The 26,284-nt window shown below is 38.6% G+C and carries 25 protein-coding genes; 22 read left to right on the top strand and 3 right to left on the bottom strand.

Annotation, left to right across the window (positions count from 1 at the left end; all coding sequences use genetic code 11):
- Positions 1-3: 3 nt before the first annotated feature.
- Positions 4-828, bottom strand: coding sequence for a polysaccharide deacetylase family protein (locus tag MHB65_RS21120; RefSeq protein WP_342441616.1), 825 nt, complete (start codon positions 826-828; stop codon positions 4-6).
- Positions 829-896: 68 nt separating this feature from the next.
- Positions 897-1,805: a TIGR01777 family oxidoreductase gene (locus MHB65_RS21115; protein WP_342441615.1), complete on the bottom strand. Its 909-nt coding sequence runs from the start codon at positions 1,803-1,805 to the stop codon at positions 897-899.
- Between the two features lie 209 nt (positions 1,806-2,014).
- Between MHB65_RS21115 and recX the strand changes: the two genes are divergently transcribed.
- Genes recX through MHB65_RS21100 form a run of 3 tightly spaced genes read left to right on the top strand, consistent with a single transcriptional unit; the run spans position 2,015 to position 3,414 of the window.
- Positions 2,015-2,818 carry a recombination regulator RecX gene (gene recX, locus MHB65_RS21110; protein WP_342441614.1) on the top strand — a complete coding sequence of 268 codons (804 nt, stop codon included), beginning with the start codon at positions 2,015-2,017 and terminating at the stop codon, positions 2,816-2,818.
- Positions 2,815-3,144, top strand: a complete 330-nt coding sequence (locus tag MHB65_RS21105) for a YfhH family protein (protein WP_036076977.1) — start codon at positions 2,815-2,817, stop codon at positions 3,142-3,144. The genes recX and MHB65_RS21105 overlap by 4 nt, the downstream gene beginning before the upstream one ends.
- A complete protein-coding gene (locus MHB65_RS21100) occupies positions 3,145-3,414 on the top strand; it encodes a YfhJ family protein (RefSeq protein WP_205445613.1) in 270 nt (89 codons plus the stop codon).
- 35 nt (positions 3,415-3,449) lie between these two features.
- Here the strand turns inward: MHB65_RS21100 and MHB65_RS21095 are convergent, their stop codons facing one another.
- Complete coding sequence (locus MHB65_RS21095; RefSeq protein WP_205445612.1) at positions 3,450-4,436, bottom strand: metal-dependent hydrolase; 987 nt, start codon at positions 4,434-4,436, stop codon at positions 3,450-3,452.
- 197 nt (positions 4,437-4,633) lie between these two features.
- On the opposite strand from MHB65_RS21095, the gene mutY reads away from it, so the two are divergent.
- The 19 genes from mutY to MHB65_RS21000 all read left to right on the top strand — a co-directional run bounded on the left by mutY (position 4,634) and on the right by MHB65_RS21000 (position 26,180).
- Positions 4,634-5,683, top strand: a complete 1,050-nt coding sequence (gene mutY, locus MHB65_RS21090; protein WP_342441613.1) for an A/G-specific adenine glycosylase — start codon at positions 4,634-4,636, stop codon at positions 5,681-5,683.
- An 80-nt stretch (positions 5,684-5,763) separates the two neighbouring features.
- Complete coding sequence (locus MHB65_RS21085; RefSeq protein WP_008173504.1) at positions 5,764-5,940, top strand: gamma-type small acid-soluble spore protein; 177 nt, start codon at positions 5,764-5,766, stop codon at positions 5,938-5,940.
- 333 nt (positions 5,941-6,273) lie between these two features.
- Positions 6,274-6,822, top strand: coding sequence for a DUF402 domain-containing protein (locus MHB65_RS21080; RefSeq protein WP_205445608.1), 549 nt, complete (start codon positions 6,274-6,276; stop codon positions 6,820-6,822).
- 1,328 nt (positions 6,823-8,150) lie between these two features.
- Entirely contained in the window at positions 8,151-9,896 is a 1,746-nt protein-coding gene (locus MHB65_RS21075; protein WP_342441612.1) for an ABC transporter ATP-binding protein, read from the top strand.
- Between the two features lie 296 nt (positions 9,897-10,192).
- Complete coding sequence (locus MHB65_RS21070; protein ID WP_342441611.1) at positions 10,193-11,206, top strand: ABC transporter ATP-binding protein; 1,014 nt, start codon at positions 10,193-10,195, stop codon at positions 11,204-11,206.
- Positions 11,181-12,161 (top strand): dipeptide ABC transporter ATP-binding protein, encoded by a 981-nt coding sequence (locus MHB65_RS21065; protein ID WP_205445605.1) that lies wholly within the window; start codon positions 11,181-11,183, stop codon positions 12,159-12,161. The genes MHB65_RS21070 and MHB65_RS21065 overlap by 26 nt, the downstream gene beginning before the upstream one ends.
- Before the next feature lie 30 nt (positions 12,162-12,191).
- A complete protein-coding gene (locus MHB65_RS21060; protein WP_342441610.1) occupies positions 12,192-13,808 on the top strand; it encodes an ABC transporter substrate-binding protein in 1,617 nt (538 codons plus the stop codon).
- Between the two features lie 225 nt (positions 13,809-14,033).
- Positions 14,034-15,038 carry an ABC transporter permease gene (locus MHB65_RS21055; protein ID WP_205445602.1) on the top strand — a complete coding sequence of 335 codons (1,005 nt, stop codon included), beginning with the start codon at positions 14,034-14,036 and terminating at the stop codon, positions 15,036-15,038.
- A gap of 12 nt (positions 15,039-15,050) precedes the next feature.
- Positions 15,051-15,947 carry a nickel transporter permease gene (nikC, locus tag MHB65_RS21050; protein WP_205445601.1) on the top strand — a complete coding sequence of 299 codons (897 nt, stop codon included), beginning with the start codon at positions 15,051-15,053 and terminating at the stop codon, positions 15,945-15,947.
- Positions 15,948-16,233: 286 nt separating this feature from the next.
- Positions 16,234-16,851: a TerD family protein gene (locus MHB65_RS21045; protein ID WP_205445599.1), complete on the top strand. Its 618-nt coding sequence runs from the start codon at positions 16,234-16,236 to the stop codon at positions 16,849-16,851.
- A gap of 30 nt (positions 16,852-16,881) precedes the next feature.
- A complete protein-coding gene (locus MHB65_RS21040; RefSeq protein ID WP_048394760.1) occupies positions 16,882-17,463 on the top strand; it encodes a TerD family protein in 582 nt (193 codons plus the stop codon).
- 33 nt (positions 17,464-17,496) lie between these two features.
- Positions 17,497-18,072 carry a TerD family protein gene (locus MHB65_RS21035; RefSeq protein WP_016994007.1) on the top strand — a complete coding sequence of 192 codons (576 nt, stop codon included), beginning with the start codon at positions 17,497-17,499 and terminating at the stop codon, positions 18,070-18,072.
- 35 nt (positions 18,073-18,107) lie between these two features.
- Positions 18,108-18,854 carry a hypothetical protein gene (locus MHB65_RS21030; RefSeq protein ID WP_342441609.1) on the top strand — a complete coding sequence of 249 codons (747 nt, stop codon included), beginning with the start codon at positions 18,108-18,110 and terminating at the stop codon, positions 18,852-18,854.
- 83 nt (positions 18,855-18,937) lie between these two features.
- Complete coding sequence (locus MHB65_RS21025) at positions 18,938-20,131, top strand: HpcH/HpaI aldolase/citrate lyase family protein (protein ID WP_342441608.1); 1,194 nt, start codon at positions 18,938-18,940, stop codon at positions 20,129-20,131.
- A complete protein-coding gene (locus tag MHB65_RS21020; RefSeq protein WP_342441607.1) occupies positions 20,112-21,473 on the top strand; it encodes a phosphoribosyltransferase family protein in 1,362 nt (453 codons plus the stop codon). Before MHB65_RS21025 ends, MHB65_RS21020 begins: the two co-directional genes overlap by 20 nt.
- Entirely contained in the window at positions 21,470-22,570 is a 1,101-nt protein-coding gene (locus MHB65_RS21015) for a cysteine protease StiP family protein (protein ID WP_342441606.1), read from the top strand. Before MHB65_RS21020 ends, MHB65_RS21015 begins: the two co-directional genes overlap by 4 nt.
- Positions 22,571-22,578: 8 nt before the next feature.
- Positions 22,579-23,394 (top strand): HAD family hydrolase, encoded by an 816-nt coding sequence (locus MHB65_RS21010; protein WP_342441605.1) that lies wholly within the window; start codon positions 22,579-22,581, stop codon positions 23,392-23,394.
- A gap of 97 nt (positions 23,395-23,491) precedes the next feature.
- Entirely contained in the window at positions 23,492-25,123 is a 1,632-nt protein-coding gene (locus MHB65_RS21005) for a YceG family protein (RefSeq protein ID WP_342441604.1), read from the top strand.
- A gap of 22 nt (positions 25,124-25,145) precedes the next feature.
- A complete protein-coding gene (locus tag MHB65_RS21000) occupies positions 25,146-26,180 on the top strand; it encodes a toxic anion resistance protein (protein WP_342441603.1) in 1,035 nt (344 codons plus the stop codon).
- Positions 26,181-26,284: the final 104 nt, after the last annotated feature.

The raw sequence follows: 26,284 nt of genomic DNA, 5'->3' as shown, positions 1-26,284 counted from the left end.
CCATTATAGCGAAGGAGCAGGCGATTGCAAAGCAACAGGGAAATCTTCATATTCTAATACTAAATCGTCAAGCGATAAGAAGGTATAACCCTGTTTTTTAGCTTCTGCAATAAACATTGGTAAAGCTTCTGCATTATCCTGTGCCACTGTATGCATTAAAATAACGGCACCTGGATGCAATTGTTCCATAAGTGCATTATAAGCATAATCTGCACCACGACGCTCATCCTTCATCCAATCCTTAAAGGCCACAGACCAGAAAATATGACGATAGCCTTCAGCATTGCCCACCTCTAGCACTTTTGCATTAAAAATACCTTCAGGTGGACGAGCATATGTGGTACGATCGATGCCTGTCAGTTCACGTAACTTGCCATCAAATTTTTTCCATTCGGCACGTATGCCATCCTGTGAGAGTCGTGCCATATTAGGGTGACCATATGAGTGATTCCCAATAATATGACCATCCTTCACCATGCGTTTCACTAAATCGCTGGCACTGTCTAAGTAATGGCCTGTTAAAAAGAAAGTTGCAGGTACATTCTCTTTTTTCAATGTATCCAAAATACTTTCAGTAAAGCCGTTTTCATAGCCATTATCAAATGTTAAATAGGCAATTTTTTTATCTGCCTTTCCTTTATAAATCGCACCATATTTGTCGAGTAACTGATCGAGTTGTGCCCCTGCCTCTGCTTGTTCACCGTTTTTAGCTCGCTTAAAGCCCCAATGATGTTCATCAGAACCAGCAGCAAAATATGGATTAAAGCTAATTCCTGCGGCAATAATAAAAGTAGCAATTACCGCACCTACAATATGTTGTTTCCACATAAAAAACGCATCCTTTCTTTTTCATTAGAATGCGTAATTACTAAAAAAATTATCCAACTTAATTTTTTCTAATCTTGAGCCTTTAACAAATTTTCAAGTGCCTGCTTTAAATAAGGGTATTTAAATATAAAATGTTGTTGTTCTAAAAGGGTTGGCAGCACATGTTGTCCTTCTAGTACAAGTGTGCTTTGTTCGCCGAGAGCACAACGCATCGCAAAGCTAGGAACAGGTAGCCAATGACGTCTGTCCATGACTTCTGCAATCGTTTGACCAAATTCCTTCATTCTCATCGGGTGCGGCGCTGTTATATTAAATGGACCGTGAACATCTTCATTTGTAATAGCGAAATAAATCGCACGTGCTACATCTTCAATATGTACCCATGAAAGCCACTGCTCTCCAGAACCAATCGTTCCACCTACATGCATTTGATAGGGCAATAGCATGGGTGGAAGTGCACCACTATCTCTCCCTAAGATGACACCAAAGCGTGCAAGAGCCACACGTATACCTAACGCCTCTGCTCGTTTCGCATGTCGTTCCCAATCATGAACAGTAGTGCCCAAAAAATCAGTTGCATAATCCGTAAAATCTTCATTATAGATGGCTTGAGTGGAAGTAGGATATATACCAACTGCACTAGCATTGACAAGTACTTTTGGCTTTATCGTGAGCATGTCCATTATGCGTACTAATTCCAATGTTGCATTCATTCGGCTCCAATAGATAGCTTTCTTTTGTTTTTTTGTCCAACGACCATTATTTAATGAAACACCTGCTAAATTCACAAAGGCATCCACATCTTCAAATATTGCCAAAGGTTGCTCGTGCTGTTGCAGCCATTGTACATAGTGAACGCCATTTTCTAGCTTTGACTCATGACGTGTTAAGACAAAAAGGTCATGTCCATTGTTCTGCAATAGCTTTATAAGTGCCTTTCCAACAAAGCCAGTGCCACCTGCAATAACGATTTTCATAACAAGCACCTCTTTTCTAATCGAATAAAAACGCTTCCTAATAAGTTTATCATGTAACAAGAAAGTAAACATCTTTAGGCATTCATTGCAGAGCATAAGAACTACTCGCGGAAGGGGAGTGAATACTCGCAAATGAAGGCAAAATACCCGCGCTAAATGTCAGAACCCCCATAAAGAAATGCTATAATGACAATAGTGAGGTGTTTGCTATGCGTATGATTACGAAAATTGCACGTCAAAAAAACAATCCTGAACGCTATAATATCTATTTAAATGAAGAATATGCTTTTCCGGTTGATGAAGCCATTCTCATTCAGTTCGGTTTAACAAAGGGAAAGGTGCTCGATGAATTCGAAATCCAGGAGATTGCCTATGAAGATGAGATACGTAAGGCATTTAATAAGGGATTAAACTTTCTCTCTTATCAAATGCGAAGTGAGCATGAGGTAAAGAAAAAACTACTCGCATTAGAATTTGGAGAAGCTGTGGTGTTAGAGGCGATCCAAAAGTTAAAATCCTATGGCTTTATTAATGATGAAAACTATTCGAAGGCATTACTTAATACTAAGAAAGCTACGATGAAAAAAGGACCAAGAGCCATTAGACAAGACCTGATTAAAAAGGGCATTGAGAAAAACTTGCAGGATGAGGTGCTTGCTACATATAGTTTTGAGGAACAATTAAAACTGGCAATGCAGTTAGCGGAGAAAATTATTCGCTCAGAGAATAAGAAAACGCCAACCCAAATAAAGACCAAAATCCAGGATTTTCTTTTAAGAAAAGGGTATGCATTTCCGATCGTGGAAGAGGTGCTTAGCCAAGTGGAGATAGCGCAGGATGATGACAACTGGCAGCAGTTGTTAGATACTCAAGGCGAAAAAGTTTGGAAAAAGTACGTATCGAAGTATACTGGTTATGAGCTAAAAATGAAGGTTAAACAGGCGCTCTATCAAAAGGGTTTTCCTATAGAAGTAATAGATTGTTTTATAGAAGAGAAGGAGAATGAAGAATGAGTGAAAAAAATTATGCAGCTATGTCTGAGCATGAACTGCGAGAGGAAATTGCTTTTCTAAAAGAGAAAGCTCGAAAGGCAGAACAGCTAGGAATTATCAATGAGTTTGCTGTTTATGAGCGCAAAGCTTTAATGGCTGCGGCTTATTTGGTGGATCTGGATACGATTGTTCCAGGAGAAATGTATCGTATTGATGGTTCAGATAATGAGTTTTTCCAAGTAGATTATTTAAAGGGACGTTTTGCTTGGGGACACCGTTTAGGCGGGGACAAGTACCAAGAGGCATTACCCGTATCTATCCTTTCCCCTGTAAAGGTGGGCAAATAAATGGATGAGAAAATTGAAAAATTAACAGCAGAGTTATTAGCAAAGAATCCACAGATGTCTGTTGGACGGGCACGGGTTTGGGTGGAATTGCTATGGAGTGACTTTGAATCAACTGCCGCGAAAGCAGGGTATGATTATCGTGGAGCAGCGTATACAGAAAATCTCGTTCGTCAATTAATTGCTAGCTACGGTGATAAATTACACGCATTTGCAGGACGTAATCCGAAGTATATACATTTACTAGATGCTAGTGATGATATGGCACAATAATAAAACCCTGACCAGTCTTGGTCAGGGTTTACTGCTTAATTACTTGCGCCAATTTGTAATTTTCTCTGGAGCTTATCTTCTGTAAAGATCCAGCCTGTGTAAGACGTAACGATGTCATTATCATCATTTAAATGTGCAACAGCCACGAAAGGATAGCGATTGTCACTACGGTAACGCAAATCGATTAGCCTTACTTCTATTAGGCCGTTTTCAAGCTCTGAAATCTCCCATCGGTACATTGGAGAGAAGGACACAAATGCAGCTAAGTTAGGATCTTTCATTGCGGCATCTATAAGCGCAGTTTTAGGTAAAGGCTTAATTTCGAATTTATCGTAAATATTAACAGTCCTTCCATATGCACGCCCAACGTAATAATGTGTTTTAGATTTGGCTGCGATACGCCAGTGGAAGAAGCGCATAGTAGGCGCTACAATGACATATTCTTCATCTTGAATAGTATGATGCACTGCATTTTTTACCGCTTTTTGAACGGCAAATCGTAAAATATAGTAAATCACGATAACCATATACATGATACTAAATGTCCATACTGGATTTGTACCGAATGCCCATAACACAATACCAACACAATGTAATGAAAAGATAATGGGATCGAAGGTATTAATGACACCTAACGCAACCCATTTTCTAGAGAATGGTCGAATTGCTTGCGTACCATACGCATTAAAAATATCAACAAAGACATGAAGACCAACAGCTAAAAATGTCCAAAGCCATAAATGAAACACATTTACGTCTTGCAAAATAAGTGATAAAACAATTGTAATTAAAATAGGCCAAATAGCTACAGCTGGTAGTGAATGTGTAATTCCTCTGTGATGTCGAATATAGATGGCGTTATTACGTAGTTTTAACACAGTGTCGACATCTGGAGCTTGTGAGCCAATAATTGTACCTGCCATTACTGCTGTAAAAGTCATTGAATGATCGGCTACTACAGGGTCGGCTAATGCAAGACCGCCAAGGGCTATACCCATAACGAAATGTGTACCTGAATCCAAAAATATCCACTCCTAGTATGCATTAAAATCGAGTACAATGTGCATACAACTTTATTTCAAAAATAATAAAAGGTATATTGAAATATTCTGACATTCGTGTGAAAGAGACGGTTTTTGTCGAGTATACACGAATATTCTTTTCTTCATTGTATACCCTTTTCATCATAAATTAAATCGTAAAAACAACGGAGGTCACTGTGAATTACCCATATGTAACAGAATTTCGACAATCTTTAGTCGACTGGTTTAACACGGAGAAACGTGATTTGCCGTGGAGACACACAACGGACCCTTATAAGATTTGGGTATCGGAAGTGATGCTGCAACAGACACGTGTCGACACAGTTATTCCTTATTACAATCGTTTTATGGAAAGTTTTCCAACATTAGATTTGCTGGCGGAAGCACCACAAGAATACTTATTAAAGCATTGGGAAGGTCTTGGCTATTATTCCCGTGCTCGCAATTTACAAGCAGGTGCTCGTGAGGTTTTAGAAAATTACGGCGGTATAGTACCTGACAATCGCCATGAAATATCTAAATTAAAAGGTGTTGGTCCCTATACTGCAGGCGCTATATTAAGTATTGCCTATAATAAGCCTGAACATGCAGTTGACGGTAATGTTATGCGAGTTCTCAGTAGGGTGCTTGATATACATGATGATATAGCTCTTCCAAAAACGAAGAAGATTTTTGAAGTGGCGGTTGAGGAACTAATTGATCCTCATCATGCTTCATCGTTTAATCAAGGCTTAATGGAGCTGGGTGCACTTATTTGTACACCTACCTCTCCAAAATGTTTATTATGCCCAGTCAGAGAGTATTGCACGGCTTTTAATGAGGGAGAACCAGAAAAATTACCTGTCAAATCAAAAAAAATAAAAATGAAGCATCTCACATATGATGTACTCGTATATGAAAATGACAATGGACAATTTTTAATGCAACAACGTCCTGAGGAAGGCCTGCTAGCTAATCTATGGCAATTTCCCATGATGGAAACGAGCCAAATTTCAGCAGAAAACTATACAAAGGAATGTACAGAAAATGGACAGGCCAAACAGGAGCTGCTTACATTTAAACATGTTTTTTCACATTTAACTTGGCATATAAATAGCTATTATATAAAATGCGAATCCGCTGAGCTGGGTGATTGGCTAAGTCGTGAGCAAATAGAACTTTTGCCGATGCCTGTTCCGATGCTAAAAATTTGGGAAGAAGTAAAAAAGCAAACAGCAGGAAAATAAAACCTTCTTAAAATAATCAATTCATGAGCATAAAAGTCATCACCTCCGTACACAATAACTAGCGTGGAGGTGAATGAAGGATGAAAAAACAAAACAACCAAAATTTCCAACCGAATAAAAACATGCAACGTCAAAGTGAAGAGTTTGGTTATGAGACGGACGTAAATGAAGTGCAAAAGCAAAATGCGAAAGCAGAGCAAAAGAAAGCTCCAGCTTCAGGTCGTTTCTCTAAAACTAACCAAGATTTAGGTGAGTAACACTTTGTAACTGCATAATTGCATTTACCTCTAAGGGGCTGTCTTAAATCCGAAAAGATGAAAAAGACAGCCCCTTTCAAATTGTTCAGTTAAGTAAATCATCAGCTGTAAAGGAAATCCTCTAGAGGTGGAATATTTGCGGAATTAACTAAAAAATCCCATCAAAGCTGACATTATAATAAAATTCGCTTATAATTGACTAAATTTTATACAAATTCAAAATAGCGTAGTGAAATTTGTGGTTTTCTAACTACACCTTTCGCGTACACATTGCTATAATATACTAGAGACTGCTAGATTTAGGTAGCATAGACGAAAAGGTGGGCTAACAAAATGGCATTACCGGTAGAAGGAGAAACGATACAAATACATAGTTATAAGCACAATGGCCGTATCCACCGTGTTTGGCAAGAAACGATGGTTTTAAAAGGAACGAAAAATATCGTAATCGGTGCGAATGAACGGACACTTGTGACAGAATCCGATGGTCGTACATGGCTAACGAGAGAGCCCTCTATTTGCTACTTCCATGCGGAACACTGGTTTAACATCATCTGTATGCTACGTGAAGACGGTGTGTATTATTATTGCAATCTAAGCTCACCATTTGTTTTCGATAATAATGCCATTAAATATATCGACTATGATTTAGATATTAAAGTTTTTCCTGACATGTCTTATACCCTTTTAGACGAGGATGAATATGAGCTCCATCGTAAGGAAATGTCTTATCCTGATGTCATAGATAAGATTTTAAAGCGCAATGTCGATAAATTAATAAGCTGGATTCAACAAAAAAGAGGACCATTTGCACCCGATTTCATCGATGTCTGGACAAATCGTTACAAGTTCCAGCTTGATATGCAGTCAGATGATCGTTAATGACACCTATTAGTTTAACTAATAGGTGTCATAGTGTTGAAAAACAAAACCATCAATAGAATTTTTGTGAAAGGTGAAAACAGATTTCCGTTGCAGGCTACTTGCTTTCCTGTGGGCGAGCGCCGAATCGCTTCCTCCGCTACCGCTCCGTGCAGGGTTTCGCCTGTCTCGCTATCCCACGGGAGTCAAGTAGCCCTCCACTCCAACCAATAAATATTTAACTTTTTAACAAAGGTTTTCAAATAAAGTGAAGGTGTTCACTACTCTTTATGATGTCACGCATCACTTCTCCACATTGAAAATAAAGGGCCTATCCCCCTAAGAATACAGTTATTGGGCTATTTGATTGCTATGCTAGTATGAAAAAAGTAAAGACACTTTGCAGAATGGTTGATTGGAGTGGAGCCAGCGTCACTCCTAGGGGATTTAGCGTCACAGAGGAGACCCTGGAGCGAACGTTAGTGAGTGAAGCGGCTCATCGGACGCCCCCTGGAAAGGACGCTGGCGGAACGGAAATCACCCCTTCATCTTGCTAAAATATCTTTTTCTGCTAGTGACATGATCTTTTTTCAACAACATGACACCTATTAGTTTAACTAATAGGTGTTTTAGTGTTGAAAAACAAAACAGTCAATTGAAAGGTAGAAATGGATTTCCGTTGCAGGCTACTTGCTTTCCTGTGGGCGAGCGCCGAATCGCTTCCTCCGCTACCGCTCCGTGCAGGGCTTCGCCTGTCTCGCTATCCCACGGGAGTCAAGTAGCCTTCCACTCCAACCCACTGACTTTTTAGCAAAGGTGTTCAAATAAAGGGAAGGTGTTCACTACTCTTTATGAAGAGGTTTTGTCACGCTTCACTTCTCCACATTGAAAATAAGAGCTCATCCCCTCTAAGAATACAGTTAATGGGCGATTTGATCGCGATGCTACTATGAAAAAAAGTAAAGACACTTTGCAGCATGGTTGATTGGAGTGGAGCCAGCGTCACTCCTAGGGGATTGAGCGTCACAGAGGAGACCCTGGAGCGAACGTAAGTGAGTGAAGCGGCTCATCGGACGCCCCCTGGAAAGGACGCTGGCGGAACGGAAATCAACCTCTCACCTTGCAAAGTTGCTTTTTCTGCCGTTGACATCATCTTTTTTCAACAGCATGACCTATTAGTTTAACTAATAGGTGTTTTTTTATTGGAGGGGATCAGAGAGCTGTAAAGACAAATGTAAAATAGTTCGCTATAAAGTCATCATAACTGTATTCTAATCGAAATATTGCTATAATACTTAGGGCATTCATCATCGAATGCCTGTTTCTTTTTGTAAGGATGTGATGATAAATTGGGAAGCATAAAGCGATATATGCGCTTTGTAAAACCATATACATGGGAAATTATTTTAACGATTATCATTGGTATAGTAAAATTTGCTATTCCTCTATTTATTCCACTGCTCATTAAGATTGTATTGGACGACATTATTGCAGCAGATGACTTAACAGATGTAGAAAAAACAAAAGAGCTATTTTATTGGCTGGGTGGAACTATTATTGTGTTCTTTATTATCCGTCCACCTATTGAGTACTATCGACAATATTATGCACAACACGTTAGTAATAAGGTGCTGTTCGATATTCGAAAAGAGATTTATGCACATTTACAGCGCCTAAGCTTAAGATACTATGCCAATACACGTGCAGGTGATGTTATTTCAAGGGTTATTAATGATGTTGAGCAAACGAAGACCTTTGTTATGACGGGCTTAATGAATGTGTGGTTGGATCTTGCGACGATAGTAATTGCAATTGCCATTATGCTAACAATGGATGTGAAGCTAACACTAGTAGCTTTAATCGCATTTCCATTTTATGCATTCAGTGTGAAGTACTTTTTTAGCAAATTGAGGGATTTAACACGGAAACGTTCTCAAGCACTTGCAGGTGTACAAAGTTATTTACACGAACGTGTAGCTGGTATGAGCATTATTAAAAGCTTTACTTTAGAAAAGCATGAACAAAAATTGTTCGATTCAGCAAACGGCGAGTTTTTAGAAAAAGCACTTGATCAAACAAAGTGGAATGCAAAATCATTTGCTGTCGTAAATACAATCACGGATGTTGCACCATTGTTAGTGATAGCCTATGCGGGCTATCAAGTAATAAATGGGTCACTTTCAGTTGGAACAATGGTTGCTTTTATAGCTTATATTGAACGTCTGTATGGTCCACTTCGTCGTCTTGTTAGTTCTTCCACCACTTTAACACAGTCTATCGCTTCAATGGATCGAATGTTTGATTTAATAGACGAGCCTTATGAAGTGAAAGATAAGGACTACGCTCGTGAACTCCCACGCGCAAATGGGGCGGTTTGCTTTCACAATGTAGCCTTCCAATATGAAGAAACTGGTTCACCTATTTTAAATGCAATTGATTTAACGATTAATCCCGGGGAGACTGTTGCCTTTGTAGGGATGAGTGGTGGTGGTAAGTCCACGATTATCAGTTTAATTCCTCGCTTTTACGATACAACAAGTGGGAAAGTGACCATTGATGGATATGATGTACGAGACGTCACTTTACATTCGTTACGATCGCAAATTGGTATTGTCTTGCAAGATAATATACTTTTTAGTGATTCTGTCAAAGAGAATATCTTAATGGGGAGACCAGATGCAACAGATGAACAGGTCATCCAAGCAGCGAAAGCGGCAAATGCCCATGACTTTATTATGAGTCTGCCTAACGGTTATGACACAAAGGTTGGAGAACGAGGAGTAAAGCTATCCGGCGGACAAAAACAAAGGGTTGCCATTGCACGTGTGTTTTTAAAAAATCCACCGATTTTAATCCTTGATGAGGCTACTTCTGCGTTAGACTTAGAAAGTGAAGCACTGATACAAGAATCATTAGACAAACTTGCTCATGAACGAACGACTATTATTATTGCGCACCGTCTTTCTACAATTACCCATGCTGATAAAATTTTTGTCATCGATCATGGACAATTAATCGAAAGTGGAACACATGAGCAGTTAATGGACAGCCAAGGAACATATTATAATTTATTCCAGGTGCAGCATTTAGATTGAAAATTAACGTAAATTCCACGATTTATAAATTTTTTTTTAAAAAAGTCTTTCATTTTTTTGAAAATGGAAGGCTATTTTTTTTTGATAAATGTAAGAAATTATCTCTTTATAAGATTTAATTATTATCGAAGACGATTATTGTAGAAATTCTATGTAATTTGCAGAATATTAATGATTGAAAGAGTCGGGATTTTTAGTTAGAATTATCTGAAAATAAGGAATTTAACGAAAGTTATAGTATTCTATTAATATTATTATACATTTAAGTAAAATATAGGTAGGGTGGGGCGTTACACATGAGGAAAAAACTACTAGAAATAAAAGGTTTGAAAACGACCTTTTTCACAGATAATGGGCAAATTCCTGCTGTAGACGATATCGATTTTTCTGTCAATGAAGGAGAAATTTTAGGGATTGTAGGAGAATCGGGAAGTGGTAAAAGTGTTACGTCGCTGTCCATCATGGGATTAATTCCATCACCACCAGGAAAAATAACAGGTGGAGAAATTTTGCTAGATGGCAGAAATATTGCTAAATGTACGGATAAACAAATGCAAAAAATACGTGGTAAAGACATTGCAATGATTTTTCAGGAGCCAATGACTTCGCTAAACCCTCTGTTTACGATTGGTGACCAGTTAAAAGAGGCGATATTAATCCATAATCCAAAATGGTCGAAAAAGGAAGCGTTTGCAAGAGCGGTTGAAATTATGAAATTAGTGGGTCTACCACGTGCTGAGGAATTGCTAAAGGATTACCCACATCAGCTGTCTGGTGGTATGCGTCAACGTGTGATGATTGCTATGGCACTTGTCTGTGATCCTCAGGTATTAATTGCGGACGAGCCTACAACTGCATTGGATGTTACGATACAAGCCCAGATTTTACAGCTTATGAAAGACTTAAATAAACGCTTGAATACAGCTGTGTTGTTAATTACACATGATCTGGGTGTTGTCGCAGAAACTTGTGAGCGAGTGATTGTTATGTATGCAGGACAAATAGTGGAAGAGGCACCGATTCATGAAATTTTCACTAATCCTAAACATCCCTATACGCAAGGACTCATTCAATCAGTACCTGATATGCGTTATAAAAAGGATAATCTATACTCCATTCCTGGGAGTGTACCGAAACCAGGAAGTATTCAGGTTGGCTGTCGTTTTGCAGCACGCTGTGAGTATGCGATGGAACGTTGTTTACAGGAAACACCACCTTTATTTGAGGCAGCTGAGAATCATAAATCGAGATGTTTTTTACTAGAGAAGCAGGAGGTGGAGCAACGTGTCGAAAGCGCTATTAAAGGTTGAGGGGTTAAAAAAGTATTTTCCGATTCGAAAGGGAGTCCTTAATTCGCATACGGGAGATGTAAAGGCAGTAGATGATGTTTCATTTGAAGTATTTGAAGGAGAAACATTAGGGATTGTTGGCGAATCAGGCTGTGGTAAATCGACAACGGGTCGCTTGTTAATGCGCTTACTAGAGCCAACTGGAGGTAAGATAGAATTCGCAGGTAAAATGATTTCAGAATTATCCAATAATGAAATGAGGAAGGCGCGTAGAGATATTCAAATGATTTTTCAGGATCCCTATGCCTCGCTGAATCCACGCCATAACATCGGCAAAATATTAGAGGAGCCTCTTATTGTTCATGGGATAGGTAATGCCAAGGAGCGCAAACAGAAAGTGTTGGAGCTACTTGAGATTGTTGGATTGAATGAATATCATATCAAGCGTTATCCGCACCAATTTAGTGGAGGGCAAAGGCAGCGTATCGGCATTGCTAGAGCCTTAATGACCAATCCACGCTTAATTATTGCGGACGAGCCAGTATCTGCGCTCGATGTGTCCATACAGGCACAGGTTTTGAATTTATTGCAAAAGCTGCAAAAAGATTTAAAGCTGACTTATATTTTTATTTCCCATGATTTAGGGGTAGTTCGCCATATCAGTAATCGTGTTGGCGTTATGTATTTAGGTAAATTAGTAGAGTTGACAGCGAGTGAGGACTTATATGCTGAACCGCTTCATCCATATACACAGGCACTTTTATCTTCGGTTCCTGTTCCAGATCCTACGTTTGAACGGGAACAGATTATTATTACAGGAGATATTCCAAGTGCATCAAACCCGCCAAGCGGTTGTACGTTCCATACGAGATGTCCATTTAAAAAGGAACAGTGCTCACAGGTAGTACCTAAAATGCAAGAAGTGAAACCGGGTCATTATGTTGCTTGCCATCTTTATGAGGCACTCCAACATTAAATGATATAAAAACTCATAGGGGGAAATTCGATGAAGAAAAAGAAGTTTTGGACTTTAGGTGTAATGCTACTCCTTATCCTCTCGACAATCTTAGCGGCTTGTGGCGGCTCAGATACTAAGGATACGGGTAGTAAAGATACTTCAACTGGTGGCGATACAGCTGGCAGTGGAGAACCAAAAATTTTAGTGTATGGTCGTGGTGGAGATTCTGTAGCACTAGACCCTGCTGTTGTTACAGACGGTGAATCCTTCACGGTAACAGCTAATATTTATGAAACATTAGTAAACTTTGGTGAACGAGATGTAACGATTCAACCAGGCTTAGCAAAATCATGGGAGGCATCAGAGGATGGTTTAACGTATACTTTCCAGCTAGAAGAAGGTGTGAAATTCCATGACGGCACAGATTTCAATGCTGAGGCTGTTGTTAAGAATATTGAACGTTGGAAATCAGGTGCGGATAAACACCCTTATTTTAGTTCGCAATTTGTCGTTGGTGACAAGCAAGTAATTGAATCAGTAACTGCAGAGGGTGACTACACAGTTGTCTTTAAATTAAGCCAACCACAAGCACCATTCCTGAAAAATTTAGCAATGTCTCCATTCGCGATTGCTTCTCCAACTGCATTTGAAGCAGATGAAGAAGGTTTATCTGCAAATCCTGTAGGAACAGGTCCATTCAAGTTTGTAAGCTGGGTACGTAATGATTCAATCACAATTGAAAAAAATCCAGATTACTATATTGATGGCTATCCTAAATTAGATAAAGTGATTTATCGTTCTATTCCAGAAAACTCTGCACGTTTAAATGATTTATTAGCAGGCAATATTGATGTAGCTGATGGCTTAAGCCCATCTGATAAAGCAACAATTGAAGGCGATGCTAATTTACAGTTAATCGAGCGTCCATCTATGAACGTTGGTTATCTTGGTTTAACAGTTACTCGTCCTCCTTTTGATAATGTAAAAGTGCGTCAAGCAGTTAACTATGCAATCGATAAACAAGCATTAGTGGATGCATTTTATGAGGGGCTAGCTGAGCCAGCGAAAAACCCAATGCCACCAGTAATTTCTGGTTACAACGATGACGTTACAGGCTATACGTATGATCCTGAAAAGGCGAAAGCATTACTTGCTGAAGCAGGCTATGATGGTAAGGAAATTGAGCTTTGGGCAATGCCAGTACCACGTCCATACATGCCAGACGGTCAAAAAGTGGCAGAAGCGATTCAAAAGAATTTAGAAGATGTGGGCATTAAATCTAAAATTGTGTCATTTGAATGGGCTACGTATTTAGAGAAAGCACAAAATGGTGAAGCAGATGCGTTCCTACTTGGCTGGACAGGCGACAATGGAGATGCGGATAACTTCCTATACACGTTATTAGACGGCGATAATATTGGCTCTAATAACTATACATTCTATGATAATCCTAAATTACACGAAATTTTTGTTAAAGCTCAAACTGAAATTGACGAGGACAAGCGTAATGAACTTTATAAGCAAGCTCAAGTAATTATTTCTGAGGATGCTCCATGGGTTCCACTTGCTCACTCAACACCAATTTTAGCGGCTAACGTGAAAGTGACGAATTATATTGCGCATCCTACTGGCTCTGACCGTTTAGATGCAGTAGATATTCAATAGTAAATTTCATCATTTTCAATTGAACAAAGAAATGTGAAGAATCTGCTTGCTTTTCTGCGGGTAAGCCGTGGAAATCTCGCAGATTCTTTTCAAGTAACGATAATGATTATTTCCTGTATGAAAGAACTCAACTAAACATTCAAAACCGTTTAGTGAAGGCTCAACCTTTCAACAGTATATAAAGACTTCAAAGTAGATTATGAAAATCATAGAGAGGTGATGAAAATGCTTCACTATATGGGGAGACGTTTACTTCAACTAATCCCAGTTTTGCTTGGAATGACTTTTATCGTCTTTATGTTGATACGAGCAATTCCTGGAAATCCAGCACAAGTTATTTTAGGACAACAGGCGACAAAAGAGGCGGTCGAGGCGTTAAACGCAAGTTTAGGATTAGATAAGCCGTGGTATACACAATATTTTAGTTACTTAGCAGGTATTTTTCAGGGGGATTTAGGGGTTTCCCTACGTACGAAACTACCTGTATCAGAAGAAATTTTTCCATACTTAGCAGCAACGGCCGAACTTGCACTATTTGCGATGATTATTGCGATCGTTATTGGTGTGAATGCCGGCATTATTTCTGCATGGTTCCAAAATTCATGGTTTGATTATACAGCGATGATTATAGCATTAATCGGTGTTTCTGTACCTGTGTTCTGGCTTGGCTTAATGGAGCAGTGGACATTTAGTAGTAAGCTTGGTTGGCTGCCTACCTCTGGTCGAGAAGATGTGCGAAATCCAATAACCGCCATAACCCATTTTTATTTACTAGATACGCTCATTCAAGGTCGCTTTGATCAATTCGTCGAAGTCATAAAGCGATTAATATTACCAGGAGTAGCACTTGCAACGATTCCGATGGCTATCATCGCAAGAATCACAAGGTCTTCAATGCTGGAAGTTATGCGCTCAGATTATGTACGAACTGCAAGGGCAAAAGGCCAAAAAATGTTTATTGTTGTTTATAAGCATGCATTAAAGAATGCGGTTATCCCTGTGTTAACGGTAATTGGTCTACAAACAGGATTACTGCTAGGTGGAGCCATTTTAACAGAGACGATTTTTAGTTGGCCAGGAATTGGTCGTTATATTTATGATGCGATTGGCTTTAGGGATTATCCTGTTATTCAATCAGGTATTCTAATCGTTGCATTTATTTTCATCATGATTAACTTAATCGTGGATTTACTGTACACAGTAGTCGATCCACGTATTAAATACAAATAGAAGGGAGTTGCAATGATGACTGGAGCAATTGATATAAAAAAAGAAGCAGCACCAGTTCGAGAAAAGGCAGTAGGTCCATGGCTCGAAGGCTGGCGTAGCTTTAAGAAGAGCAAAGTATCCCTCGTAGGAGCAGGAATTGTTATATTTTTTATTTTACTGGCTGTCATTGGTCCATACATTGCACCACAGGGCATCAATGAACAAAATTTAACAAAGCGTTTACTGGCACCATCCGCTGATCATTGGTTTGGAACGGATGATTTTGGACGGGATATCTTTTCGAGAATCATTCATGGTGCAAGGATTTCGTTATGGGTAGGCTTTTTCTCAGTTATTTTATCCGTCATAATTGGCAGTTTACTTGGCATCATTGCAGGCTATTATGGAAAATGGATTGATACGATTATTTCGCGTATTTTTGATATTATGCTAGCTTTCCCTAGTATGCTACTAGCGATTGCAGTAGTGTCAGTGTTGGGTCCATCTTTACAAAATGCATTAATCGCCATTGCCATTATTAACGTACCGAATTTTGGGCGCTTAATCCGCTCTAAAGTTTTAAGCGTCAAGGAAGAGGAATATATTGTAGCAGCAAAAGCAATTGGCATGCGTGATGCACGAATTCTATTTTCTCATATTTTGCCAAATTCCATAACTCCAATAATTGTGCAGGGGACACTAGCGATTGCGACAGCTATTATTGAAGCTGCGGCATTAGGTTTCCTAGGATTAGGAGCACAAGCACCAGCACCAGAATGGGGAAAAATGCTGGCGGATGCACGGAAGTTTTTATTAAATGCTCCATGGACGATGATTTTCCCTGGTCTAGCTATCATGTTAACCGTTCTAGGCTTTAATCTAATGGGTGATGGACTACGCGATGCACTTGATCCAAAAATGAAAAGTTAGTAAATAGGAACAATAGCCTTCTACAAGTTAGAAGGTTTTTTCAGCTGTTTTGGCGAAACGTACAAATGGATATAAAAGGAACATTTTTAACGAAAAAACGTTCTAAGATATATAGAATGTATGAACCGCTTTCAAAAATAAGTGAAAACACCTTTTCGGAGCCATTAATTGAATTTTTTGTCACGTTATTTTAGACTTAATTTAAGTAGAAATCTTTTAGCTTAGTAGATTATTGCTTACCATAAAATCTTTCGTTTGAAATACATATTTGAGGAGGGTGTTAGAGTTGGGGATTAATTTACAAAAAGGACAAAGAGTTGATTTAACAAAAGGTAACGCAGGTTTAAATAAAATTAAAGTAGGTTTAGGGTGGGACCCTGTAAGTCAAGAGAAAAGTGGCGGCTTTTTAGGTGGTTTATTTTCCAGTAGAAATAGTGGCAGTGGCAGAAGTATCGACTGTGATGCTTCGGTATTAATGTTACAGGATGATAAGGTTGTAGCGGGTGACGATGTTGTTTATTTCGGGAAATTAACAAGTAGCTGTGGTTCTGTTCGACACTCAGGTGATAATTTAACAGGTGATGGCGATGGTGATGATGAGGTAATTACAATTGAGCTATCATCTGTACCTACGCAATATAACAAGCTTGTGTTTGTTGTAAACATTTATGATGCGGCAGGTCGCAATCAACACTTCGGCATGATTCATAATGCATATATTCGTGTGTATGATGACAGGACAGGAAGTGAACTAATTCGCTATAATTTAACTGATAATTATTCGAATTTAACGACGTTAGTATGTGGAGAAATTTACCGTCATAGTAATGAATGGAAGTTTGCTGCGGTTGGTACGGGAACAAATGACATAAAGCTTGGCGACGTTGTTCGAAGATATCAATAAATAATTGACTAAATAGGAGGAATAAAAATTATGGGCATTTCACTACAAAAAGGTCAAAAGGTAGATTTAACAAAAACAAATCCAGGATTAACAAATGTTGTGGTAGGTTTAGGCTGGGATACAAATAAATATGATGGTGGTCATGATTTTGACTTAGACTCATCTGTATTTTTACTTGCTGATACAGGCAAAGTAGCAGATCAAAATGATTTTATTTTTTATAACAATACTACAGGTGGTAATGGCTCAGTTGAGCATTCAGGCGATAATTTAACGGGTGTAGGCGAAGGTGACGATGAAGTGGTGAAAGTGGCATTAACTCAAGTACCTGCACATGTTCAGCGACTAGCCTTCACTGTAACAATCCATGATGCAGAGTCTCGCAGTCAGAACTTTGGCATGGTGTCTAATGCCTATATTCGTATTATGAATGCTGCTTCCAACGAAGAAATTATTCGCTATGATTTAGGTGAGGATTTCAGTATTGAAACAGCTATTGTTGTAGGGGAATTATACCGTCATAATGGGGAATGGAAATTTAATGCGATTGGCGCTGGCTACCAAGGTGGTTTAGCTGCTTTATGTAATGATTATGGCTTAAGTGTAAATTAAAATTTCATCTTTGAACAGAAAGGGAGATTTTGAATGGCTATACAATTAAGTAAAGGGCAACGTATCGATTTAACCAAGCAAGATCCAGGCTTAAATAGCATTGGCATTGGGTTAGGCTGGGATGTAAAGCAATTTGATGGTGGACAAGACTTTGACCTGGATGCATCTGTATTTTTACTAGATGCTTCAGGAAAATGTCGTAATGAACAGGACTTTATCTTCTATAATAATTTAGCGAGCCCAGACCAATCTGTTGTCCATACGGGTGATAATCGTACAGGTGCAGGAGATGGGGATGATGAAAAAATTCTTGTCAACTTAAAGCAAGTATCACCTCAAATTGAAAAAATTGTTGTGACGGTAACAATTTACGATGCAGAGGGGCGTCATCAAAACTTTGGACAAGTCTTAAATGCCTATGTTCGATTGACGAACGAAGAGTCGGGATCAGAGGTATTGCGTTACGATTTAGGAGAAGACTTCAGTATTGAAACAGCCGTAGTATTTTGTGAACTGTACCGTCATAATGGTGAGTGGAAATTTGCTGCAGTAGGCTCAGGTTACCAGGGTGGTCTAGCTGCATTAATCAATGCATATGGACTACAGTAACTAGTAGGATATAGGTACATGACGGAGGATTTTGTGTGGATGTAATAAACGAGATATTAAATACATATGCACAGTTTTTTAACTGGCAGATGTGGGGACAGGTTTTAACAGATCCAGTATCATGGGGCCTTATTTTTTCGTTGATTATTATGGAGGGCCTATTGTCTGCAGACAATGCGCTAGTTTTAGCGGTGCTTGTTAAGCATTTACCGCAACGTCAGCGAAGAAAAGCATTAATGTATGGGATGTTTGGGGCTTATTTTTTCCGATTTCTCTTCATCGGTATTGGTGTATATCTCGTAAAATTCTCTATTGTTAAAGTAATTGGAGCGACTTATTTAATGTGGTTAGTCATACTGCACTTTAAAAATAAAAGCACTGATGAAGGAGAAGCACACGAGTTTAAAAAGACGGGTTGGATGGTTCGTGTCTTTGGTACTTTTTGGGCGACTGTTATTTCAGTTGAATTAATGGATATTGCCTTTTCAGTAGACTCTATTTTGGCGGCATTTGCGATCTCAGATCAAGTATGGGTTCTATTATTAGGAGGCATTTTAGGTATTATCATGATGCGTACCATCGCTGGTGTATTCCTATCATTAATCGAACGAATACCAGAGCTTGAAACGACTGCCTATATTTTAATTGCCATTATTGTACTGAAAATGTTTGCTAGTATTTTTGGCTACCATCTTTCACATGAAATCTTCTTTATTATTTTAATTGCTGCATTCTTATTAACATTTGTTGTTCACAAGTTGAATAAGAAAACAGCAGTGTAAACAAGGCACTGTATTGGTCTGTGTGGAACAGGCTGATACAGTGCTTTTTTCACAAAAGGCATAGTTATTGGGGAGAGGATTAGATGCAACACTTTGCAACAGAAGCAGAGACGATATTTTATAAGAAGCCACAGCCATTTACTAAGTGGGAATCGCCAGATATTTTGTCGTATGCCTTAGGTGCGACTTTGTATATGCCCGCTTCCATGCCTACGATTGTGAGTTTGATCCGGTCACAAAAATATAAGGAACTCACATCACTCGTCATTGATTTGGAGGATGCAGTAGGGGATTCAGAGTTAGTAGATTGTGAAGCTAAGTTGATCGAGGATATTAGTGAATTATATGCACTCTATCAGCAAAAACAGCTATTGCTTCAGGAGCTCCCATTACTTTTTATTCGAGTACGACATGTTGAGCAATTTCAAAAGTTAACGACTGCTTTAGGGAAAAAGCAGGAAATATTAACAGGCTATGTCTTTCCGAAGTTTACTGCAGAACAGGGTGCCCGGTATTTTGAGTTGCTTGAACAAACCATTTTAGAAAATGATTTGATTTTATATGGTATGCCGATTTTAGAGAGTCGTGAGGTACTATATAAGGAATCTCGTATGGAAGCATTATTAGGCATTAAAGAAGTTCTACATCATTACAGAGCCCGTGTATTAAATGTACGAATTGGTGCCACGGATTTCTGTGGTATTTACGGAATTCGTCGCCGTATGGACTCCACCATTTATGATATTAGTGTGATTCGAGATTGTATCGCAGATATTGTCAATGTCTTAGGTCGTGAGGAAGATGGGTTTATTATATCGGGGCCTGTGTGGGAGTATTTTAATAATCAGCGTGTATTAAAGCCCGCATTAAGAGTGACGCCATTTAGTGAGAAAGGTGCTCTCGATGCAAGGAAAGCGTTGTTAGATGATTGTTTAGATGGATTAATGAAAGAAGTTTTAATGGATAAACAAAATGGCATAGTGGGAAAAACAATTATTCATCCGAGCCATATTCGTGTTGTGCATGCTCTCTATGCCATTTCGTATGAGGAATATCTAGATGCCCTAAGTATTATAGAAAATAATGATGGACGTAAAGGTGTTATGAAAAGTCACTATGCCAATAAGATGAATGAAATCAAGCCACATATGAGATGGGCACAGCGAATATTAAAACAGGCTCATGTCTATGGTGTTTATCATGAATCTGTCGATTTTGCCTCACTTTTATTACAGTCTGAAATAGGTGGTAGTGTGTATGCAACAACAAATGAGTAAATTAAGCATTTTACCGAATTATTCAATTGATATTGAAATTACCTACAATCCGCATAATTTTGCGCTAACCGATCTGTTTAGAATGGCAGCTCGGATTAATAAGAAGAGACAATTTTTGTTTGTAAGCACGGTTCTAGGCAAACATTTGGCTGTGCATCCGCAAATCCCCTTACTGACAGGAACTCTTCTAGCTATGCTGTATCAGCAGCAACTTATTGGACAAAAGGAGATGGCTTTGTCAGCTGTCGTAAAAGCTTTAAAAGACGGAGCAAATTTGGATGAAGTACAAAAATCCGTAGAAGGAACCATAGAGTTAACGGAAGAGACATTGTTTATTGGGTTTGCGGAGACGGCTACAGCACTTGGTCATGCAGTATTTAATGCCTTCCATTCGAATGCTATGTATATCCACACAACAAGGGAAGTGCTTCCTGACTTTGAACCGTTTATTACGTTCGAGGAGGAACATTCACATGCGACAAGCCATAGAATTTATACGGAGGAGCCAGAATTTTTACTGCAAGCTAAGCGCATTGTGTTAATAGATGATGAGATTACTACTGGAAATACGGTCATTAATATTATTGAGACATTAAGACAGAAGTTTCCTTTAGTGAAACAATATGCGGTACTATCTATTTTAGATTGGCGTTCTGAACAGCAGCAATCAATCTTTAAGCAATTAGAAGTACAATGGGATATCTCTATCGAATTCATCTCCATTATGTGCGGGAATTTTAGCTGTTCAGGTATTCCAAGCTTAACAAGCACGCAGCCAAATTTACGAACACAGGCTACAGAGGACATGGCACTATGGCCAATTCAAGTGCCTGTTGATCGAAAATTCTATCGATCTGTCGCTGAGAATGGTTTAGTAAATAATCAGCCTTATCTAGTAGCGACAGGGAGGTTTTTGCTCACGTCAAACCAGCATGTTGCACAAAAGAAATCGTTACAAGCTATCGCTAAGCAATTACAAGAGCTAAGAACAAATGGTCCAGCGCTTGTTATTGGCACGGGTGAGTTCATGTATGTTCCTATGCAAATTGCCTCTTATTTAGGAAATAATGTTTATTTTCAATCAACTACTCGAAGTCCAATCTATTGTACAGACGATTTAGGATATACGATTACCGAAAAAATAGCCTTTGAGAGTCCAGAGAATAACGGGGTTACTAATTATTTATATAATCTACAAAGCCTGTCCTACACGGAACTTTTCTTCATTGTGGAACGTATAGCAAGTGAAGAGGTAGTTGCTCGTGTGGTAAAGGCATTACAAGAAGCCACTAATGCAAAAGTATATGTGATTAGTATGGATGAATTGGAGGTAGAGCGATGATATCGACTTTGCAGCCAGATAAAATGGGGAGTTATGCACCAGAGGACGTTATTTTTTTATTGCGTGATATTGGAAGTGCATTTCTTGAAATGGATAATGAAAAACGTGAACAGCTCATTCAATCAGGCATCCATTATTCTGAAATGCTGCCAGTGGAGAAACAACCATCTAATACCTACATGAATCTTTTTTATAAAGCGCTAGATGCTCATGCAGAAAGAATAGCAATCGCCGTTGGAGTGGTAGCAGAACAAATCATTGAGACTAGAGGGTTAGAAAATTTAATTCTTGTGAGTTTAGCTCGTGCAGGTACACCTATTGGCATTTTAATCAAACGGTATATATCCATGCGTTATCGTGTGAATGTCCCTCATTACTCCATTTCTATACTGCGTGGTCGCGGGTTTGATGAAACGGCGATTCGTTATATTTTGACTCAGCACCCTCTAGGATGTCTTCAATTTATTGATGGTTGGACAGGAAAAGGGGCAATTACCAATGAATTAATCCAATCCTGCCAAAAGTTTAATTTACAATATCAAAAACAGTTAAGTGCTGATTTAGCTGTTTTGGCTGATCCGGGACATTGTGCCGCTATTTATGGAACTCGTGAGGATTTTTTAATACCATCTGCTTGTTTAAATTCGACTGTATCTGGATTGGTGAGTAGAACGGTGTTAAATTTGCAGTTTATGGATGCGAACGACTTTCATGGTGCAAAATACTATAAAGAATTAGAGGCCGTAGATGTCTCCAAGCTGTACATAGAACGTATCGTCACATGTTTTGAACAAGTGCAGAATACAATCGTGCAACAAATTCAAGAGGAAGACACCTCTCCGATTACTTGGGAGGGCATGAAGTCCGTGCAAACAATTCAACGAGATTTTGGTATTGATAATATTCATTTCATTAAGCCTGGTGTTGGTGAAACAACAAGAGTTTTGTTGCGAAGGATACCTTGGAAGATTTTAATTAATCCACAGTACATGCATGAATTGAAACATATTTTATTACTAGCGCAGGAAAAAAATGTATTGGTTGAAGAATATTCAAATATGTCCTATGCATGTTGTGGTTTAATCAAAGAATTATAGAGGAGAATATGATGATACTATTTACATCTGACTTAGATCGAACACTTATTTATTCTAAACGCATGATGGAGATGTTTCCGCCCGCTACAGAGACAATGGTCGTTGAACACAAGGCTGAAAAAGCAATGAGTATGATGACACAGGCAACAGCACCCCTATTGCAACAGGTACACCAACAAACATTATTTGTACCTGTTACGACAAGAGCATTGCATCAATATAAGAGAATCCATTTTATTCATGATTTATGCCCTGCTTTTGCAATTACAAGCAATGGGGGTACAATAGTAGAAAAGGGTCAGCCATATGAAAAATGGACGCAAACATTATCTAGACGTATTGAAGATTCTTCGATCCCTCGTAAGGATATGCTAAAGCTATTTGATAGGGTTAAATCTGATACATGGCTACAACGCTCTTTGTATATAGATGATCTTTTTTACGTACATCATGTGGATATTGAAATTTTACCTTCCGATGAATTACAAGCAATGATTCAAGAGTTCGATGTTCATGGTTGGTATGTGCTTCTACAAGGTAAAAAATTATATTTTATGCCTAAGGTACTGACAAAGGAAGCGGCCATAGAATATATAAAAGAGTTCTGTACATATGATGTGCATATCGCAGCAGGTGATTCTATTATGGATTATGGAATGCTTGCAATGGCTGATTTAGCTTATACACCAAATCATGGAGATTTAAAGGATAAACAGCCAAAAGTTTTACAAAATACAACTTACTCGCCTCACAATGGTGAAGCATTTACAAAAGACCTATTGGAAACGGTTTTACAAATGGCTTCACAACAAACGGTCGTATAGATGTTCAAATATTTTTCGTTGTCATTAGGTAGAGGCATTCAATGACAAATGAATGCTTCAGCATAGGCTGAGGATGATTTTTAGGAGGTGCGTTTGTATGCAAACAATCACAATTAAATCAGTGTTGGAGCGTCATCCTGATGATTGGCTACAGGCGTTTCAAGATTCACCAAAGGATCGTGCATTTTATGAAATAACAGAGCAACAAGTGAGCTTTAGTAGAATTGCTGTTCGTGTATTAGGCGTACCAATCGAAGAAGATGATTATTTCAATTCATTATTTACATTGTCACAAAACGCTAACATCCATATTTTAAGTGAGGAATTAAATAAACATATTGAACCAAAAGACTTTCAAGCAATACAAACGATCCTTTCGCAGCATCAACAAACACCACAAGGACTATCTATTAATCGTTTAGTGGCAATGATGTATGGTTATCAATTAATTCCTAAGCATGATGACAGTGTAATGAATCGCCATTTACAGTTAGCAACCATTAAAGTAGTAGAGCTCTTTCAAAAACAGCAATCGTTAGGTTTACTAGCAAATGACTTTCGCCGTTTTTTAATTGATATGGTGAAATGGCTAAAAAACCATTGGATTCTATGGACAAAATCCATGAAACCAACAGATGATTTTCCTAAAGTTGTTTGGTACGGGGAAGCAACTCTTAGTCAGCGCTATTTTTTATTACTATTAATGGAGCTTGGCTGTGATGTATTGATTTTTCATCCAACTAAAATAGATGAATTGGCAGAGATTGATCCTAATGATACATTCTCCATCACTTACGCATATACCAATCAAACAACTTTACAGCCATTCCCTGATAAGTTGCGTGACCGGCAGGCAACGGTCGGATATCGTTCTAGTCAGCATTTTGAACAATTAATGCATGATCAGCAATCAGGTGTCTATAAGCCTTGGCAGTTTAAAGATTTTATGCCGCGTTCCTTAACATTACGGATGACATATGATGATATTTTTATTTATGCAAAAGAGAAAGCTTTGGTTCGACCACAGTTTGAAGTGGTTGGGGATGAGATTGCCATTCCAGTCATATTTGCAAAAATTAGTGGGGTTTCGAGCCAACGTGAAGAATACTGGCATTATATGCATCAGTTATTAGCAAATCCGCAAACTGTTTTTGTCCAGAAATTCCCTTATGCAGCAACGAGCAGAGCCAATTTCCACTTTCACTATAAGCATTGCCTAGTGAATGGAGAGCTGTCAGTAGAGCGTATTATGCAAAGTGATTGGTGGCAATATGGTGAGTTAACATTGGAGCTACAGCGTGCGATTGCCCACACGATAAAAACTTCCTGTGAGCAGCCCATGCTGAAACAACAACCAAATGAGACCTTATATGATTTACAGTTATTTTTATTTAAACAAATGACGATGATTCCACAGGAGATTCTACGATTACTACAAAGCTTTGATTATTCCCAAGAGGTACCGAAGCTGGTATTATACCAAGCACCTCAACAACCAGCTTTATCACGTGAGGATATGGCGTTATTGGCCTTTTTAAATCGATTTGGTATGGACATTGTTTTTTACAATCCGACAGGTCAACTAGATTTAGAAAAGCATTTGCAAGAGGATAGTTATGATGTACACCGATTAGAACATATGCTATTTGACTTGCACTATGAAGAACCAAAGCAGCAAAAAAAAGCACCCGACAAAATCATAAAAAAACTCTTTAATCGTTTTTTCTGATGATAGGAAGGAGGCGACACGAATGTCAAATAACTCGTTGACGCTGGAGCAGCTGACACTAGAAACAGCAGAAGCCGTCAAAGAACAGCTACGGGACCATGCAGAGGTACAGCAAATTGCCAATCAAATCAATATAAAAAATCAGATAGAGCTATTGGCATTGGGAAAAGAGCCAGCAACAAAATTAGCTACATTTGCCGATCAAATTTTAGCAATCATCACCCAGTCAACAACTTTCGAATCAAATGAATTATTTAAGCAACTTGAAGCACTTATGCAGACATTCGACAAACAAGATTTTGCTGAACAAAAGGGCTTTTTTAAAAAGCTATTTGCACGTAAGACTAAAAATGATGGCGATCTATTTACGAAATACAATGGACTGGGTAGAGACATTGAGAAAATCCATTATCAATTTGTGCTGATGGAAGAGGAATTAGCAAAGGATAATCGAGTACTTGCACGCTTATATCAAGAAGACCTAATGTACTACCTTGAACTAGAAAAGTATATCGTAGCAACTGATATGAAACTACATGAGGTCCAAACAACATTGATTCCGATGTATGAAAAACAGAGCGACACAGGTAATCAGCTGGCGAAAATGGAGCTAAATCGTTTGCAAGCAATTGCAGAGTTGCTCCAGCAAAAAATAGATGAGTTAGATAAATCGCGTATGGTGGCGATTATAACAGCCCCTCAAATCGAGATGCTACGAAATGGCAATCGTGAATTAATTGAACAGATTAATGGTGCTTTTGTTAAGACCATACCTGTTTTTAAAATGGGGTTAATAAATGCAGTGAATGACAGGCGTCAACAATTACAAAGTCAATCTGCATCAGCGTTTGAAAACCGTATGAAGCAATTTGGAGGAGCCAGCAATGAAGCAGTGCAACTAAGTACTGCCATGGCTCAACAATCAAGCACAACGCAGACTCTTGAAGAAATGTGGGATACTATTGTTTCAGGTATTGCCAATTATCAGCAATTACGTGATGAGCAAACGGTCAAACGCCAGCAAGCAGAGCAACAGCTGTTAACATTGCGTCATTAGCTTCTATTCCTCTAAGTAGAGCACTACTTGGAGGTTTTTTTTGTATAAAAAAAGCAACAGAGTGATCTTCATTCAATGGGTGTTCAAAAGCCCCCCTGAATCAA

Origin of the sequence: Lysinibacillus sp. FSL K6-0075, assembly GCF_038592945.1 — a bacterium.
GTDB classification, from domain to species: Bacteria; Bacillota; Bacilli; order Bacillales_A; family Planococcaceae; genus Lysinibacillus; species Lysinibacillus fusiformis_F.
Note: the sequence above shows the minus strand (reverse complement) of the source record. Positions and strands in the feature narration are given on the sequence as shown.

What these genes read in the sequence shown, in the direction of transcription:
- MHB65_RS21120 (WP_342441616.1), bottom strand. Translation starts at nt 828, where the DNA reads ATGTGGAAACAACATATTGTAGGTGCGGTAATTGCTACTTTTATTATT.
- MHB65_RS21115 (WP_342441615.1), bottom strand. Translation starts at nt 1,805, where the DNA reads ATGAAAATCGTTATTGCAGGTGGCACTGGCTTTGTTGGAAAGGCACTT.
- recX (WP_342441614.1), top strand. Translation starts at nt 2,015, where the DNA reads ATGCGTATGATTACGAAAATTGCACGTCAAAAAAACAATCCTGAACGC.
- MHB65_RS21105 (WP_036076977.1), top strand. Translation starts at nt 2,815, where the DNA reads ATGAGTGAAAAAAATTATGCAGCTATGTCTGAGCATGAACTGCGAGAG.
- MHB65_RS21100 (WP_205445613.1), top strand. Translation starts at nt 3,145, where the DNA reads ATGGATGAGAAAATTGAAAAATTAACAGCAGAGTTATTAGCAAAGAAT.
- MHB65_RS21085 (WP_008173504.1), top strand. Translation starts at nt 5,764, where the DNA reads ATGAAAAAACAAAACAACCAAAATTTCCAACCGAATAAAAACATGCAA.
- MHB65_RS21080 (WP_205445608.1), top strand. Translation starts at nt 6,274, where the DNA reads ATGGCATTACCGGTAGAAGGAGAAACGATACAAATACATAGTTATAAG.
- MHB65_RS21070 (WP_342441611.1), top strand. Translation starts at nt 10,193, where the DNA reads ATGAGGAAAAAACTACTAGAAATAAAAGGTTTGAAAACGACCTTTTTC.
- MHB65_RS21060 (WP_342441610.1), top strand. Translation starts at nt 12,192, where the DNA reads ATGAAGAAAAAGAAGTTTTGGACTTTAGGTGTAATGCTACTCCTTATC.
- MHB65_RS21055 (WP_205445602.1), top strand. Translation starts at nt 14,034, where the DNA reads ATGCTTCACTATATGGGGAGACGTTTACTTCAACTAATCCCAGTTTTG.
- nikC (WP_205445601.1), top strand. Translation starts at nt 15,051, where the DNA reads ATGATGACTGGAGCAATTGATATAAAAAAAGAAGCAGCACCAGTTCGA.
- MHB65_RS21040 (WP_048394760.1), top strand. Translation starts at nt 16,882, where the DNA reads ATGGGCATTTCACTACAAAAAGGTCAAAAGGTAGATTTAACAAAAACA.
- MHB65_RS21035 (WP_016994007.1), top strand. Translation starts at nt 17,497, where the DNA reads ATGGCTATACAATTAAGTAAAGGGCAACGTATCGATTTAACCAAGCAA.
- MHB65_RS21025 (WP_342441608.1), top strand. Translation starts at nt 18,938, where the DNA reads ATGCAACACTTTGCAACAGAAGCAGAGACGATATTTTATAAGAAGCCA.
- MHB65_RS21020 (WP_342441607.1), top strand. Translation starts at nt 20,112, where the DNA reads ATGCAACAACAAATGAGTAAATTAAGCATTTTACCGAATTATTCAATT.
- MHB65_RS21015 (WP_342441606.1), top strand. Translation starts at nt 21,470, where the DNA reads ATGATATCGACTTTGCAGCCAGATAAAATGGGGAGTTATGCACCAGAG.
- MHB65_RS21010 (WP_342441605.1), top strand. Translation starts at nt 22,579, where the DNA reads ATGATGATACTATTTACATCTGACTTAGATCGAACACTTATTTATTCT.
- MHB65_RS21005 (WP_342441604.1), top strand. Translation starts at nt 23,492, where the DNA reads ATGCAAACAATCACAATTAAATCAGTGTTGGAGCGTCATCCTGATGAT.
- MHB65_RS21000 (WP_342441603.1), top strand. Translation starts at nt 25,146, where the DNA reads ATGTCAAATAACTCGTTGACGCTGGAGCAGCTGACACTAGAAACAGCA.